The sequence below is a fragment of the Microcoleus sp. PH2017_24_DOB_U_A genome (assembly GCF_020738205.1).
Taxonomy (GTDB): domain Bacteria; phylum Cyanobacteriota; class Cyanobacteriia; order Cyanobacteriales; family Microcoleaceae; genus Microcoleus.
Window position 1 is genome coordinate 17,394 of record NZ_JAEQCT010000032.1, and the last position, 12,934, is coordinate 30,327.

The 12,934-nt window shown below is 43.0% G+C and carries 14 protein-coding genes; 9 read left to right on the plus strand and 5 right to left on the minus strand.

Features of this window, described 5'->3' with window-relative positions:
- Nucleotides 1-130 precede the first annotated feature (130 nt).
- The 4 genes from JGK07_RS08710 (at nt 131) to JGK07_RS08725 (ending at nt 3,891) form a co-directional block, all read left to right on the plus strand.
- On the plus strand, nt 131-1,690 hold the full coding sequence (locus tag JGK07_RS08710; protein ID WP_293190227.1) for a bifunctional aminoglycoside phosphotransferase/ATP-binding protein: 1,560 nt from the start codon (nt 131-133) through the stop codon (nt 1,688-1,690).
- 87 nt (nt 1,691-1,777) lie between these two features.
- The gene (locus tag JGK07_RS08715; RefSeq protein ID WP_293156260.1) at nt 1,778-2,101 is read left to right on the plus strand and encodes a hypothetical protein; all 324 of its coding nucleotides are present in this window, start codon (nt 1,778-1,780) and stop codon (nt 2,099-2,101) included.
- Between the two features lie 406 nt (nt 2,102-2,507).
- Nucleotides 2,508-3,302, plus strand: a complete 795-nt coding sequence (locus tag JGK07_RS08720; protein ID WP_293190229.1) for a YdcF family protein — start codon at nt 2,508-2,510, stop codon at nt 3,300-3,302.
- A gap of 352 nt (nt 3,303-3,654) precedes the next feature.
- Nucleotides 3,655-3,891 (plus strand): hypothetical protein, encoded by a 237-nt coding sequence (locus JGK07_RS08725; protein ID WP_293156254.1) that lies wholly within the window; start codon nt 3,655-3,657, stop codon nt 3,889-3,891.
- A 170-nt stretch (nt 3,892-4,061) separates the two neighbouring features.
- Here the strand turns inward: JGK07_RS08725 and JGK07_RS08730 are convergent, their stop codons facing one another.
- Nucleotides 4,062-5,042, minus strand: a complete 981-nt coding sequence (locus JGK07_RS08730) for an ABC transporter ATP-binding protein (protein ID WP_293182463.1) — start codon at nt 5,040-5,042, stop codon at nt 4,062-4,064.
- Between the two features lie 110 nt (nt 5,043-5,152).
- On the opposite strand from JGK07_RS08730, the gene JGK07_RS08735 reads away from it, so the two are divergent.
- Nucleotides 5,153-5,341, plus strand: coding sequence for a hypothetical protein (locus JGK07_RS08735; protein WP_293182371.1), 189 nt, complete (start codon nt 5,153-5,155; stop codon nt 5,339-5,341).
- 159 nt (nt 5,342-5,500) lie between these two features.
- Here JGK07_RS08735 and JGK07_RS08740 read toward each other — a convergent pair whose 3' ends face one another.
- The gene (locus JGK07_RS08740) at nt 5,501-6,430 is read right to left on the minus strand and encodes a phosphoribulokinase (protein WP_293182373.1); all 930 of its coding nucleotides are present in this window, start codon (nt 6,428-6,430) and stop codon (nt 5,501-5,503) included.
- A 165-nt stretch (nt 6,431-6,595) separates the two neighbouring features.
- On the minus strand, nt 6,596-6,778 hold the full coding sequence (locus JGK07_RS08745; RefSeq protein WP_293182375.1) for a hypothetical protein: 183 nt from the start codon (nt 6,776-6,778) through the stop codon (nt 6,596-6,598).
- A 367-nt stretch (nt 6,779-7,145) separates the two neighbouring features.
- On the opposite strand from JGK07_RS08745, the gene JGK07_RS08750 reads away from it, so the two are divergent.
- Nucleotides 7,146-8,279, plus strand: a complete 1,134-nt coding sequence (locus tag JGK07_RS08750) for an adenylate/guanylate cyclase domain-containing protein (protein ID WP_293182377.1) — start codon at nt 7,146-7,148, stop codon at nt 8,277-8,279.
- A gap of 575 nt (nt 8,280-8,854) precedes the next feature.
- Here the strand turns inward: JGK07_RS08750 and JGK07_RS08755 are convergent.
- Entirely contained in the window at nt 8,855-9,112 is a 258-nt protein-coding gene (locus tag JGK07_RS08755) for a hypothetical protein (protein ID WP_293156235.1), read from the minus strand.
- A 219-nt stretch (nt 9,113-9,331) separates the two neighbouring features.
- Between JGK07_RS08755 and JGK07_RS08760 the strand changes: the two genes are divergently transcribed.
- The 3 genes from JGK07_RS08760 to JGK07_RS08770 all read left to right on the plus strand — a co-directional run bounded on the left by JGK07_RS08760 (nt 9,332) and on the right by JGK07_RS08770 (nt 12,522).
- Nucleotides 9,332-11,737 (plus strand): ATP-binding protein, encoded by a 2,406-nt coding sequence (locus JGK07_RS08760; RefSeq protein ID WP_293290826.1) that lies wholly within the window; start codon nt 9,332-9,334, stop codon nt 11,735-11,737.
- 84 nt (nt 11,738-11,821) lie between these two features.
- Nucleotides 11,822-12,013, plus strand: coding sequence for a hypothetical protein (locus JGK07_RS08765; RefSeq protein WP_293216474.1), 192 nt, complete (start codon nt 11,822-11,824; stop codon nt 12,011-12,013).
- Between the two features lie 110 nt (nt 12,014-12,123).
- On the plus strand, nt 12,124-12,522 hold the full coding sequence (locus JGK07_RS08770) for a hypothetical protein (protein ID WP_293202971.1): 399 nt from the start codon (nt 12,124-12,126) through the stop codon (nt 12,520-12,522).
- Nucleotides 12,523-12,600: 78 nt separating this feature from the next.
- Here JGK07_RS08770 and crn3 read toward each other — a convergent pair whose 3' ends face one another.
- The gene (gene crn3 / locus JGK07_RS08775; RefSeq protein ID WP_293182385.1) at nt 12,601-12,930 is read right to left on the minus strand and encodes a CRISPR-associated ring nuclease Crn3/Csx3; all 330 of its coding nucleotides are present in this window, start codon (nt 12,928-12,930) and stop codon (nt 12,601-12,603) included.
- Between the last annotated feature and the right edge of the window lie 4 nt (nt 12,931-12,934).

Sequence of the window (12,934 nt, forward strand, 5' to 3'; positions counted from 1 at the left end):
AAAGTCAATATCCTTGCATCCCCAAATCCAAATCCTCAATCCCCAATCCCCAATCCCCAATCTAAAAATCCCCAATCCCCAATCTAAAAATCCTCAATCCAAAATCTAAAATCTAAAATCCAAAATCGATATGACTTGTCTCCCACCTCTGATTCAGCAGATGTTGCAGCCCGGGTTTTACCCGCACGGGGTGACAGAACCAGTGCAACTAATTCAGACTCACATTTCCTTTGTCCTGCTGACTGGAGATTATACTTACAAAATCAAGAAGCCAGTCGATTTTGGCTTTTTGGACTATTCGACTGTGGAGAAACGGCAGCATTTCTGCATCCAAGAATTGGAAATGAACCGACGCACAGCACCGGAAATTTATCTCGAAGTTTTGCCAATTATTCAAAGTGGCGATGCGTTTCAATTTGGCAGTAATTCACCAGATGTAAATCCCACCCAAGTTGCTGTAGAATACGCGCTTAAAATGCGGCAGTTTCCTCAAGATTCACTGTTGCTCAGTTTGTTGGAACACGGACTATTGACCGAGCAAATTATGGCAGACTTAGGGCGCGAAGTTGCTAGGTTTCACAGCAGGGCAGTTAGTAATAGCTACATTCGCAAATTTGGCGAAGTCACTCAGATTCGTACAGCAATAGATAACAACTACCGGATTTCCCAAAAATATATCGGCGGGCCGCAGACTGCGAGTCAATATCGGGAAACTAAAGATTATACTGATGCGTTTTTTGATGAAAATCAAGACTTGTTCGAGCGACGGATTGCTAACAATAAAATTCGCGAGTGTCACGGAGATTTGCACTTGCGGAACATCGCTTGGTGGCAAGATAAAATATTGCTGTTTGACTGCATTGAATTTAACGAGCATTTTCGCTTTGTGGATGTCATGTACGATATTGCTTTCACCGTCATGGATTTGGAATCGCGGGGGCGCAGAGATTTAGGAAATGTTTTTCTCAATACTTACGTCGAACAAACAGGCGATTGGGAAGGACTGCAAGTGCTGCCGCTGTATTTGAGCCGTCAAGCTTATGTGAGAGCAAAAGTAACTTCGTTAATGTTGGACGATGAAGCGGTTTCTACTAATGAAAAAGCACAGATTTCACAGAGTGCCGCTCATTACTACAAACTGGCTTGGGAATACACAAAGCCGCGCTCGGGAAAGTTAACTTTGATGTCTGGTTTGTCTGGTTCTGGGAAAAGTACAGCGGCTCGATATTTGGCCCGCCACACTGGGGCGATTCACATTAGATCCGATGCTGTTCGCAAACATTTAGGGGGAATTCCTTTAAATGAACGCGGTGGTCAAGATTTGTACTCGGATGAGATGACGGCACGGACTTATGGTAGATTGTTAGAGTTGGGGATAATGCTGGCTGACCGAGGTTGGGATGTGATTTTAGATGCTAAGTTCGATCGCCAAAACTGGAGAACCGATGCGATGAATCTGGCTCAATCCCACGGCTTGCCCCTGCAAATCGTTTACTGCACCGCACCAATGGCAGTATTGCGACAACGACTGCAACAGCGCAGAGGCGATATTGCCGACGCCACAGCAGAACTATTGACCTCGCAGCAAGCAGAAGCAGAACCTTTTACACAATTAGAGCAAATTTCTCTAAACGTTGTAGATACCGCACAAGACTTAGATGTACAATTAAATTTGATTTGTGGGAAGTAGTTGGAGTGCGATCGCCCGCGATGAATTTCATTCTCTGCTAATATTGTCAATATCTTTCTGTATTATTACAAAAATAACTTGCAGCTCATGGCAAAATTTAACGGAGACTCCAAGGGGTTTAACCCCGCGCTGATCTGGTTCGTGTTGTTTACCGTTGGGTTTCGCTTAGTAGGATGTAGTCTGCCCGTGAGTATTGGCCTTGGTGTCCTCGGCGGCGTGGCAGCAGGCTTAATGGTTGCTTGGTGGCACAATGAACTACTACTCAACCCGAATACACGTTCCAAGGAGAAAACCTCGGATGCTATCCTCAATAAAGAAGTCGTGGAAGTAGACGGGCATAAATACAAAACCTCCCGGCGTGAGCCTACTTCATTCTTTGACTGGCTATCAGAGCCTGAGGATCGTCGCTAGCACCGATTTGTTTTTAGTATTGAGTTTTGAGCTTTAATTTTAACAGTGTAAACTTCAAAACTCAATCATAAAAATTAAACTTTTAGACCAAAATAGTTAGCAGATCCCTGCCACTCCCAAGCTTGCCTATTTTAAAAATATAGCGGTTCTCAGAAAGATGAAGTACGTTGTTGGGCTTTAGCCCTCTGAGTTTATCTGAGTTTAGTGGTTATATAAGCTGTCAGTCATACCTCATCTTTTTGAGAAAAGCCATATCTGCGTTTATCTCGGTACATCTGCCTTTAATCTGTGGTTTTCGTATTAATAAAATCTTGGCAATAACTCTACCAATGCCCAATGCCCAATGCCCAATTCCCAATTCCCAATTCCGAATTCCCGCTAACGAGCAATTTTAATTACTTCCTGAATGTTTGTATTTCTGTCTAAACTTTTACCGCTGTTTATTTATCCTTTGGGGTTCAGTTGCCTGTTAATGATGGCGGCTTTAATCGTGCTTTGGAAGCATCCCAAATGGGCGGCAGCACCAATGGCTGGGGCTCTAATTATTTTACTGCTTGGGAGTAGCGGTTGGGTGTCAAAATCGTTAGTGCGATCGCTCGAATGGCAAAATTTACCAACCGCCGAGTTCCCTCAAGCTGAAGCGATTATCGTGTTGGGTGGCGGTGTGAAAGCAGGACTAGCGCCCCGCCCTTGGGTAGAATTGGGGGAAGCGGGCGATCGTATAATATACGCTTCCCGACTTTACCGTCAAGGCAAAGCTCCCCTGTTAGTGCTCAGCGGCGGTAGAGTAGATTGGAAAGGTGAGGGCTCTCCCGAATCGGCAGATATGGCAGAAATTGCCCAAACAATGGGCATACCGGCATCAGCAATTCTGCAAGATCCCGATTCCCACAACACCTATCAAAATGCCGTCAACGTGCGGCAAATCTTAGACGCAAAAAACATCAAAAAGCCCGTTTTGCTAGTGACATCGGCGATGCACATGACTCGATCCCTCTTGATTTTTCAGCGCCAGGGAATAAAAGTAATCCCAGCACCAACAGATTTTCAGATAACCCAGCAGGATATCGCCACATCTCAAAGCAACGGGCTAGCATTCGCCCTCGACTTATTGCCGGATACCTATTATCTACACCAATCTACTAAAGCTCTAAAAGAATACATCGGCTTAATCGTATATCGCCTGCGGGGATGGCTTTAATGGATTTTAGATTCTGGATTTTGGATTTTGGATTGCAGAATTTTAACTAATATCAAGCAAGAACAATCAATGCAACAATATTGATGATGATTCTTGTGGGATGGGCGTCCCGCCCGTCCTCTCTGGACGGGCGGGACGCCCATCCCACGAACTTCTGTAAATTATTTAATTTGCGATCCTAAAAATCTACCCAGCGACGCACCAGCACGACAATCTCTGAATAAACTAACTCAACGCACGATTTTTTATAAATCTTATAAATTCTAAAATCCCAAATCTAAAATTCGAGGATTTAATGTGTTAAATTAAAGTAATCACACCAAATATTTGCCACAGTCGCCCCCAAACAATTATGTTGCCCCACGAGCTACAAAACATTGTCCCAGAACCGACTCCAACGGCTGAAATTTTTCAGAGACATCAAGTTGTCCGTGAGTTTTATGACGAAGTTAAATACCGTCAAGAATTTGAGCTTTATTGCCAGTGGTATTATGCTACAGCCAAGCAGCACCAACAAGAATTGCAGAAAATGCAGGGAGATTTTAATATATTCGCTTGGTTCCGTCGCGGACATACTCCGGGCACGTAAAAGCGCGGGGATTCTAAGGTCAAACTGCGATTGCATGGCCTGTCTAACATCACCTAACTCGGGCGGTTGATGCCAAGAAAAACAAGCAAGTTATTCTTGGCAGGGTTTTCATCCTGTCCATCGATCGGATCTGGCCTCGGCGGTAGCCGTTTTCAACAAATATCCCTATTTCAACTGCTCGAATAAATACCTCTTTCTTGCAGTTGCTGAATAAAAAACTCTTCCAAAGAAGGCTTAGCCAAATTCATCCCAATTAGCTGCCCTCCCATCACGCTCAAATTAGCAATAAAGTCCTTCGGATGTCCCTGCAAATGACCGTACCATAAATCATTATCAACTTCCATATCCGGTATCCATTTTTGCAGAATATTCAAATGGCCACCCTTACCTTGAACTCGGTAAGTTTTAGTATTACCCAAAAGTTCATCGATCGCACCAACACAGATTAACTCACCGCGAGCCAAAATTGCCACCCGATCGCAAATCTTCTCCACATCCGAGAGTACGTGCGAATTAAAAAAAATCGTTTTCCCTTGATTTTTCAGCGATAAAATTATCTCCCGCATCTGATAGCGCCCCATCGGATCTAAACCAGACATCGGTTCGTCCAAAAATACTACATCGGGATTGTTAATCAAAGCTTGAGCCATGCCGATCCGTTGCAGCATTCCCTTAGAATACTGGCGCAACTGTTTTTTAATTGCCGCCGATTGAGCTAGCCCAACTAAATCTAGTAAATGCGGAATTCGCTGCCGCTGAATCGAGGGGGGGATTTGAAATAAGCCCGCCGCAAATTGCAAAAATTCCCAGCCCGTGAGATAATCGTAAAAATAGGGATTTTCTGGCAAATAGCCGACTCGTTGCTTCACAGTGCGATCGCCCAAAGGCTTCCCCAACAACAGCGCCCTGCCAGAAGTCGGCCGCACTATCCCCAGCAAAGTCTTCAGCAGCGTAGTTTTCCCCGCTCCATTCTGCCCTAACAGCCCGAAAGTTTCCCCCTCAGAGACAGTCAGAGTGCAATTTTTGAGCGATTCAATCTTTTCGTTCATCCAGAAGCCAGTACGGTAGAACTTCCCCAGATCGAATGTTTGCACCACTGGGGTAGCCCCTGGCATCTGGGTGGAAGTTGGCGCATCTATAACAGGTTCCATTTTCGTCATAAAAATAAGTAGCACCTGATTATATTGTATTGCATAAGTCCCTTAATAATTGCTCCATTTAATGTTAAACTAAGATTAGCTGCACTTAAAATATTCTGAATATGGAACGTTCAAAAATTATTGCTATTATCACCGGCGTCATTTCTGTAATCCTAGCAGTTGCCTACCTGCTGCTCGTCACTCTCCTCGACTTCCGAGGCGAAATGGTTCCCGCACCTCAAAGTCAGTTGCCAGTATCGCTGCAAGTTCAGCAATTGGCGACAGTTAATCAGACTTTGCCCTCACATTAGTTATTGGTTATTGGTTATTGGTTATTGGTTATTGGTTATTGGTTATTGGTTATGGCAATAATAACTAACAACTGCCAACTGCCAACTGCCAACTGCCAACTGCCAACTGCCAACTGCCAACTGCCAACTGCCAACTGCCAACTAACAACTAACAACTAACTAATACACATGAATTGCTTTCATCATGTGATATGCAACTAGCAACTGCGTCAAAGCTAGCGGGTAACTTTGCAAAACTTCGCCAGTTGTGCCGATTAGTTTGCCAATTTCCGGGTTGCCTTGGGCACTGCAAAATCCCCGCAGGTGGGGCATTTCGTTGCACAAAATCTTTTCCAGTTCGTTTACTTGTTCGCTCGTAGCGTGGGAGTCTACTTCTAAAACATCTACTGGTTTCCCCATATCGCGATCGAGTCCCAAACGAATGGCCGGTTTAAAACTATCGCTGCCTTGAGCTAAAATCTCAGTAAAATCAGGGTGAGGAATTGTTGGTCTCAGGACTAAACGCACGCTCAAATTTGATTCTTTGTCGGCTTCTGGCGGGTAAAAACTAACTACAACATCGGCAAATTTGCGCTGGGGGCGAATATAATTTTCTGAATCCGGTTCCCGCTTTTCTATTTCTGCAAGTACCTGTTCTTCAGTATAACCGCGCTTCATAATATCGCGCTTAACTTTCCACTGAGTTCGCAACTCTTCTGGGGGAGCAAGATACACTTTGACATCGTAAGAATCGCGGATGGTTCGGGTTGAGTAACCCAGCAAACCTTCAACTATTACAAATTTTTCTGGCTTGATGTATTCCGGGGGATCGAATGTACCTGAGTGGTGGTTGTATATGGGTTTGAGAATTGCTTGACCTGTACGCAGCAGGCTGAGGTGCTGCTGCATGATGTCGAGGTAATTGCAGTCGGGATGCAGTGCTGTGAGCCCGATTTCGGCGCGCTGCTGTCTGTCATACCTATGATAGTCGTCTGTGCAAATCACAGTGACATTTTCTGGCCCCAATACTTGGGCAATTCCCCGCGTCAGGGTGGTTTTGCCTGCTGCGCTGTCTCCGACAATACCGAGAATGATTGGTCGATCGCTCATTGTTGTTACCCCGACGGACAATAGCAAATTTTTTCTGAATCTTAAATCTTATCAAAATTGTACTCGATCCGATCGCTAATCGCATGGTTTGACTTGCTCCCTTCCCGAGTTTCCCCATGTGTAAAATTATTGTATTATTTCTTAATAAAATGTGGCACCAGAGACTCAGGGATGATATGACGAAAAAATCACGCCCATTTCTCGATCGCCCGCCATGTCGATCGTACTTTTAAATCCAGCTATACTAAGAATTTCGGGAAAATTAGCCCCGCCAACTGTGCCAGTAAGTCCATGAGTGTAGTGTAAATTGCAACAGCGGTGGGAATAGTGCGATATGTTTGTTTTCAAAACGGGTACCAAGCAGTCAATCAACTTACCAGTCAATCAATCTACATGGAGGGCGATCGAATTTACCCACAACATGAAGTTTTTGGCAAAGCTTTTGTTGTGCCTGACAAATTAGTATACATTTGAGTCAAGGAGGCATTCGTACATCAAAAATAGGGCCAATCGCTCTTTCTCCCTGCTTCAACAAGTAGTTTCATGAAAAAAAAGATTTCGATGCACCGTGCGTAAGTTTTGAATTTAAACCAATCTTATAGCGGTTCTCAAAAAAGTGAGGTATGCCCGATGCCCGATGCCCTATCCCCGATGCCCATGAGTACCTCATCTTTCTGAGAAAGGCTATAAGTTTAACTAACTTCCTAGCAAGCTGATGAATCAACTATCTTTTGAAAAATTCAGGGGCAGTATTTTAATTATTGACGACACTCTTAACAATTTAAGTTTACTGGAGCGAATCTTGTCGAAAAAAGGCTATGAAGTACGACTTGCATCTAGCGGCCAACGGGGACTCGAAGCTGTGGAGTTGACTCAACCTGACTTAATTTTGCTAGATATTATGATGCCTGGGATCGATGGCTATGAAGTTTGCAGTCGCTTGAAAGCTAGCGATCGCACTCGCGGCATTCCCATTATTTTTCTGAGTGCTTTGGTAGAAGTTTCTCATAAGGTGAAAGCCTTTAATATTGGCGGGGTGGATTACATTATTAAACCTTTTGAAGCAGTAGAAGTGCTAGCTAGGGTTGAAAATCAATTGCGGCTGCGGGAATTAGAACTGCAACTTACGCATAAAAATCAGATGTTGCAGCGGGAAATTGCTTCTCGGGAAGAGGCAGAAATTGAAACGCGGTTGCTCTTGGAAACAACCAAATTTCAGAAAGAAGAAATTGAAGAATTGCTCTTAAATATTTTGCCTAAACCGATTGCCGATCGCTTGCAGGAAGGACAAAGCATAATTGCTGACAGCTTTTCGGATGTCAGCGTTTTATTCGCTGATTTGGTGGGATTTACAAATTTTGCATCTCAAAAAAGTGCGGCAGAAACGGTGAAAGTTCTCAATCAAATTTTTAGTCAATTCGATCGGTTATCGTTAGAGCACGGTTTAGAGAAAATCAAAACTATTGGTGATGCTTACATGGTAGTCGGCGGTTTGCCCCAACCGCAAGAAAATCACGCAGAGGCGATCGCCCAAATGGCACTCGATATGCAAGCTGCTCTCGCTAGCTTCAATCTCAAACACAATCAAACTTTTAGTCTCCGCATTGGGATAAATATTGGTGGGGTGGTGGCGGGAGTCATTGGTTTAACTAAATTTAGTTACGATTTGTGGGGGGATACAGTGAATGTTGCTCACCGGATGGAATCAAACGGTATTCCGGGAGAAATTCAGGTGACTGCTGCGGTTTATGAGCGTTTGAAAGATAATTTTTCCTTTAAAATGCGCGGTGCTGTTGAAATTAAAGGTAAAGGAGAAATGATGACTTATTTGTTGCTCGGGCGAAAGTAGTCAGTAGTCAGTAGTCAGTAGTCAGTAGTCAGTAGTTAGTAGGGGCGGTGCCCCCGTGCCCGCCCTCTTAGTAGTCAGTTGTCAGTTGTCAGTTGTTATTTGTTGGTTGTTATTTGTGAGTTGTTATTTGTTGGTTGTCAGTTGTGAGTTGTTGGTGATAATTAATAACAACCAATTCCCGATGCCCTCTTTGGCCGATGCCCAATGCCCAATTTCCAATTCTCATATATTAGATTTACTGAACATTAACAAGTATTTTTAGGCACACTGCATTGGCGCATTAATACGCAAGACACCAGTGTTTTGCGTTCATATAAGGCATTTAATATTAACCGCAGAAACTTATACGTAAGTAATTAACTCTAATCCCGATCGTCCCAGTATAAAATACTATTCCGTAGTAGATCAGTAGAATTTTAGCTCGAAAGCTCGAAAATTATGCTGTTTATGCCCTAAGATAGATACACTAACTATTTTCAACTTAATTCCTGGCTTGGGGTCAGCCAATATGGATGCAACAATAGATGCAGTACATTTGACTGCGGTAATGCCTGGAGATCGCCCGATCGCGAATTTTACACCGATTTATCGAACCGCTTTCGGGGCTGTGGGCGATTGAAACCGCTAACCCGCCTGTAGCAAACTCTTGTAGTTTCCCGATCGGCGCGAAACGACCAAAAATCTAGATATTCCGGGCGCAATTCCTGCCCGCAGTATAAAAACCTACGCCCGCAGTTACCGATTTGTTGTGGACTTCTGCGAGGCGGTTGTGCCAGAATGCGATCGTCGAGTTGCATCGCGTGACAGTTAATTGCATCGCTCGAAATAGTCATCAAGCAAACAGATATTCCAGGACGAAATCGAAAGGAGGTCAGTTATTTTAAAATATATGAAAGATTCCTATCTGGGAAGTTTTATTTATAGTAACCTGCCAGATAAAATGGGATAAATCTTAGCACAAATAGACGCCGGATCGGCAATAAATTCCAGCCGCAATCCGAAGTAGTTAGACAGGGAGATACCAACAAGATTCATGGGAAAGTTGTGTTGTAATGCTAGTAACTATGATGCACGAATTTTACGATGCGCTGGCAGATTTAGCAATCTATGAAGATGCCGCACCGACAAAGCGAAAACAAATCCTAAAACGTGTTTTTGTAATTCAAAAAAACCTCAAAGAATTCGCGCAGCGTAACCCGAATAGTCACCAGCACAAATTAGATCTGGTTGAAGCAGAATGGCTTCGCATTTTTGGGAAGACTACAGAAGCAATGGAACTTTACGATCGAGCTATTGCCGGAGCTAAAGCTAACGATTTTTTGAATGAAGAAGCTCTTGCTTGCGAACTCGCTGCTAAGTTTTACCTGTCATTGGGAAGAGAAAAAATTGCTACAGTCTACATGATAGACACCTATGATTGCTATCTGCGCTGGGGAGATCGAGCCAAAATTGATGAATTAGAAAAATGCTATCCTCAATTGTTGTCAGCGATTTTGCAGCCTGCTAAACTCGCTACAGATTCATTAGCAACCTTCGCGATACCTGTCAAACAAAATCAATCTGTACCTTCATTGATGAATCCGTCTGTGTCGGCGACAGTCTCAGATTTTGGGAATTTTTCAACTCTGCTAAAAGCTTGTCAAGCGCTTTCTAGTGAAAGAGATCTCGATCAACTAATTGCCAAACTGATACAACTGGCGATGAGAAATACAGGCGTTGACAAAGGAGTGCTGATTTTGCAAAACGGCAATCAATGGGAAATTGCTGCTGCAAGAGCGATCGACAATTTGGGTGTCGATCGGGCGATCGACTTATCATCCGCAACACTCGATAAAAACAGCGATATCCTGCCCCTAAACATTGTTGATTGCGTTAAAGAATTGTTAAAACCTGTGATTTTGCGGGACATTCCTCAACAATGTGATTGGGAGTCCGACTCCTACATCCTCAAATACCAACCGCAGAGCCTGTCGTGTTTGCCGATTCTCGATCGAGACAAGTTAGTCGGCATTTTGTATCTAGAGAATCTGTTAACTGCAAGAGTTTTTACGCGCGATCGGCTGCAATATCTGAATCTCCTGTGTTCTCAAGCAGCCATCAGTTTGTCAAATGCTCTGCTATATAAAAATTCTCAGGATTACAGCCAAAAATTAGAGCGAATGCTAACAAAAGTCAGCCGAACAGAAGTTCAGCTTGCCGAGCAAAAACAAATGCTGCAAGCGATTCTTGATGTCGCTCCGATTTGGATTTGGATGGTTAATCCTCATGGAAAAGTACACTTTTTCAACAACACTTTTTGTCAAGATATCGGTGTGCCTCTCTCCGCTTTACTAGCTGTCGAACATTACAAAGATATACTAGGAGAAAATGCAGCGAATTGCCTGGTTTCAGATGCAGCCTGTCTTGCCCAAGATTCGCCCCATTACTCCAACGAAACTCTAATGTTTGTGGACGGCAAACTGCACTATTTAGAAGTCACAAAAGTGCAGTTAAAAAAATCCGATGGCGAGAGGATCGGGATTATTGGTTTGGGTGTTGATGCCACCGAGCGTAAGCGAGCACAGGAACTTTTGCAAGAGCAAAATCAGCGCCTCGAACAAACTTTAAAAGACTTACAACAAACGCAACTGCAACTCGTACAAAATGAGAAAATGTCGGCTTTAGGTAATTTAGTTGCCGGAGTCGCCCACGAAATTAACAATCCGATTGGGTTTATTTCGGGCAATTTAAGTGAAGCTAAAAGAAGTTTCGGGGATGTAATAGAACACTTAGAATTGTATCGCTCTGATGCACCCAAATCGGAAATTGCGAACCATGCCGAAGAGATAGATATCGATTATCTCTTGGAAGATTTACCGAAGATGATTAATTCCATGCAAGTCGGGTGCGATCGCATTTCCAGCATCAGCACCAGTTTGCGTACATTCTCCCGAGGCGATAAAGACTACAAAGTTCCTTTTAATATTCACGACGGCATTGATAGCGCTATTTTGATTTTGAAACACCGTCTAAAAGCTAACGAAAATCGCCCGCAGATTGAAGTGATAGCTAAATACGGTAATATCCCTAAAATTGAATGTTTTCCCGGTCAATTAAATCAAGTTTTTATGAACTTACTTGCCAATGCGATCGATGCCTTAGAAGAGTTAAATATTGGACGCACTTTTCACGAAATTGCTGTCAATCCCAACCGCATCACGATTTGCACTAATTTAATTGGGGAAGATTATATTATAATTCAAATTGCTGATAACGGAACCGGGATGCCAGAAGAAGTAAAAAAACAGATATTCGACCATTTGTTCACGACAAAAGCTGTCGGGAAAGGAACGGGATTGGGGTTGGCAATTGCCCATCAGATTGTGGTAGAAAAACATGGCGGCACTATCGAGACGAAGTCGCAGTCTGGAGTTGGCACTGAGTTTGCGATCGTTTTGCCTGTGAAAGTGAAAGGATAAATATTAATTAAAATTAAAGGTTTTTTGGGCGATCGCGTGATAAAATATAATTTTACCACTCTATTTTATTAGAGGGTCTTTTAAATGCCCTACAGCCAATTTAGGCTCGAACAAATCAAATCAGAATTTGGAATAACTCTCTCGGAACAATTCGGACTGTTTGCAGAGATTCCAGAAGCTACCTACAGCCAGTTTTTATCAGAAACCCTAGAGTACAATATTCCGTTAGCTCTGGCAATTAACTCGGACAAATCTCGATCGGAAATGATTGTATAGCCTTTCTCAAAAAGATGAGGTATGACTGACAGCTTATATAACCCTTAAATTAAGAGGGCTGAAGCCCAACAACGTACCTCATCTTTCTGAGAACCGCTGTAGCGCCAATTTTGATTGAACTCAGAAAACAATTTGACAATGGAATAGGCTTATTTTCCGGTAAAGATTTTACGGTAGATAGCCTGAGAGGTTTAAACGGATTTTGCGATTTCCTGATTAGCAAATCGCCGGAACAGTTAATTATCGAAGCGCCGGTTATTGCTTTAGTCGAAGCCAAAAATGATAATATAGAATCTGGTTTGGCTCAATGTATGGCTGAAACGATCGCAGCTCAATTGTTTAACCAACAAAAAGGCAATGAAATTAAGAAGGTTTACGGAGTTGTGACAACGGGAAGTCTCTGGAAATTTATGCAGCTAGAAGAACAAACTATATCGATCGATATCAATGAGTATTTTGTGGGCAATCCTGGCAAAATTATCGGTATTTTGAAAAGTTTTATCGAATAACGTTGTACAATTTGTTTGTAGTGAGGACTTTAGTCCTTCTATTGATTCGGACTGAAGTCCTCACTACGAACCAAATTACTAAGTTGGTAAGTTCAATTTGATTATTTGTCCCACTGATACTTCGTGCTTATGAGTTGCTACTACCACGGCGCCTTCTAGTCGCGGATCGTAACATCCAACCCAAGCAGCAGGATGGCATTCGTGCACTAAATACCCGTACAGCCAAATTGCTCCTCTACCTTCAATGACAATTCCTTGGCTGAATTGAACATTTTGAGGGATTTTCAAACCTTGTAAATCATCTGGTATAATAATACCGTCTTGAGTAGTAATTCGTAAGCGTAAATGTTGGTAGGCTAAACCGTCTTGAGTTTGATTGGGGATTATTGTTAATTCAATAGGATTCATTGGA

Excerpts from the sequence above, each read along its gene's own strand:
- JGK07_RS08710 (WP_293190227.1), top strand. The coding sequence starts at position 131 with ATGACTTGTCTCCCACCTCTGATTCAGCAGATGTTGCAGCCCGGGTTT.
- JGK07_RS08715 (WP_293156260.1), top strand. The coding sequence starts at position 1,778 with ATGGCAAAATTTAACGGAGACTCCAAGGGGTTTAACCCCGCGCTGATC.
- JGK07_RS08720 (WP_293190229.1), top strand. The coding sequence starts at position 2,508 with ATGTTTGTATTTCTGTCTAAACTTTTACCGCTGTTTATTTATCCTTTG.
- JGK07_RS08725 (WP_293156254.1), top strand. The coding sequence starts at position 3,655 with ATGTTGCCCCACGAGCTACAAAACATTGTCCCAGAACCGACTCCAACG.
- JGK07_RS08730 (WP_293182463.1), bottom strand. The coding sequence starts at position 5,042 with ATGGAACCTGTTATAGATGCGCCAACTTCCACCCAGATGCCAGGGGCT.
- JGK07_RS08735 (WP_293182371.1), top strand. The coding sequence starts at position 5,153 with ATGGAACGTTCAAAAATTATTGCTATTATCACCGGCGTCATTTCTGTA.
- JGK07_RS08740 (WP_293182373.1), bottom strand. The coding sequence starts at position 6,430 with ATGAGCGATCGACCAATCATTCTCGGTATTGTCGGAGACAGCGCAGCA.
- JGK07_RS08750 (WP_293182377.1), top strand. The coding sequence starts at position 7,146 with ATGAATCAACTATCTTTTGAAAAATTCAGGGGCAGTATTTTAATTATT.
- JGK07_RS08755 (WP_293156235.1), bottom strand. The coding sequence starts at position 9,112 with ATGACTATTTCGAGCGATGCAATTAACTGTCACGCGATGCAACTCGAC.
- JGK07_RS08760 (WP_293290826.1), top strand. The coding sequence starts at position 9,332 with ATGCTAGTAACTATGATGCACGAATTTTACGATGCGCTGGCAGATTTA.
- JGK07_RS08765 (WP_293216474.1), top strand. The coding sequence starts at position 11,822 with ATGCCCTACAGCCAATTTAGGCTCGAACAAATCAAATCAGAATTTGGA.
- crn3 (WP_293182385.1), bottom strand. The coding sequence starts at position 12,930 with ATGAATCCTATTGAATTAACAATAATCCCCAATCAAACTCAAGACGGT.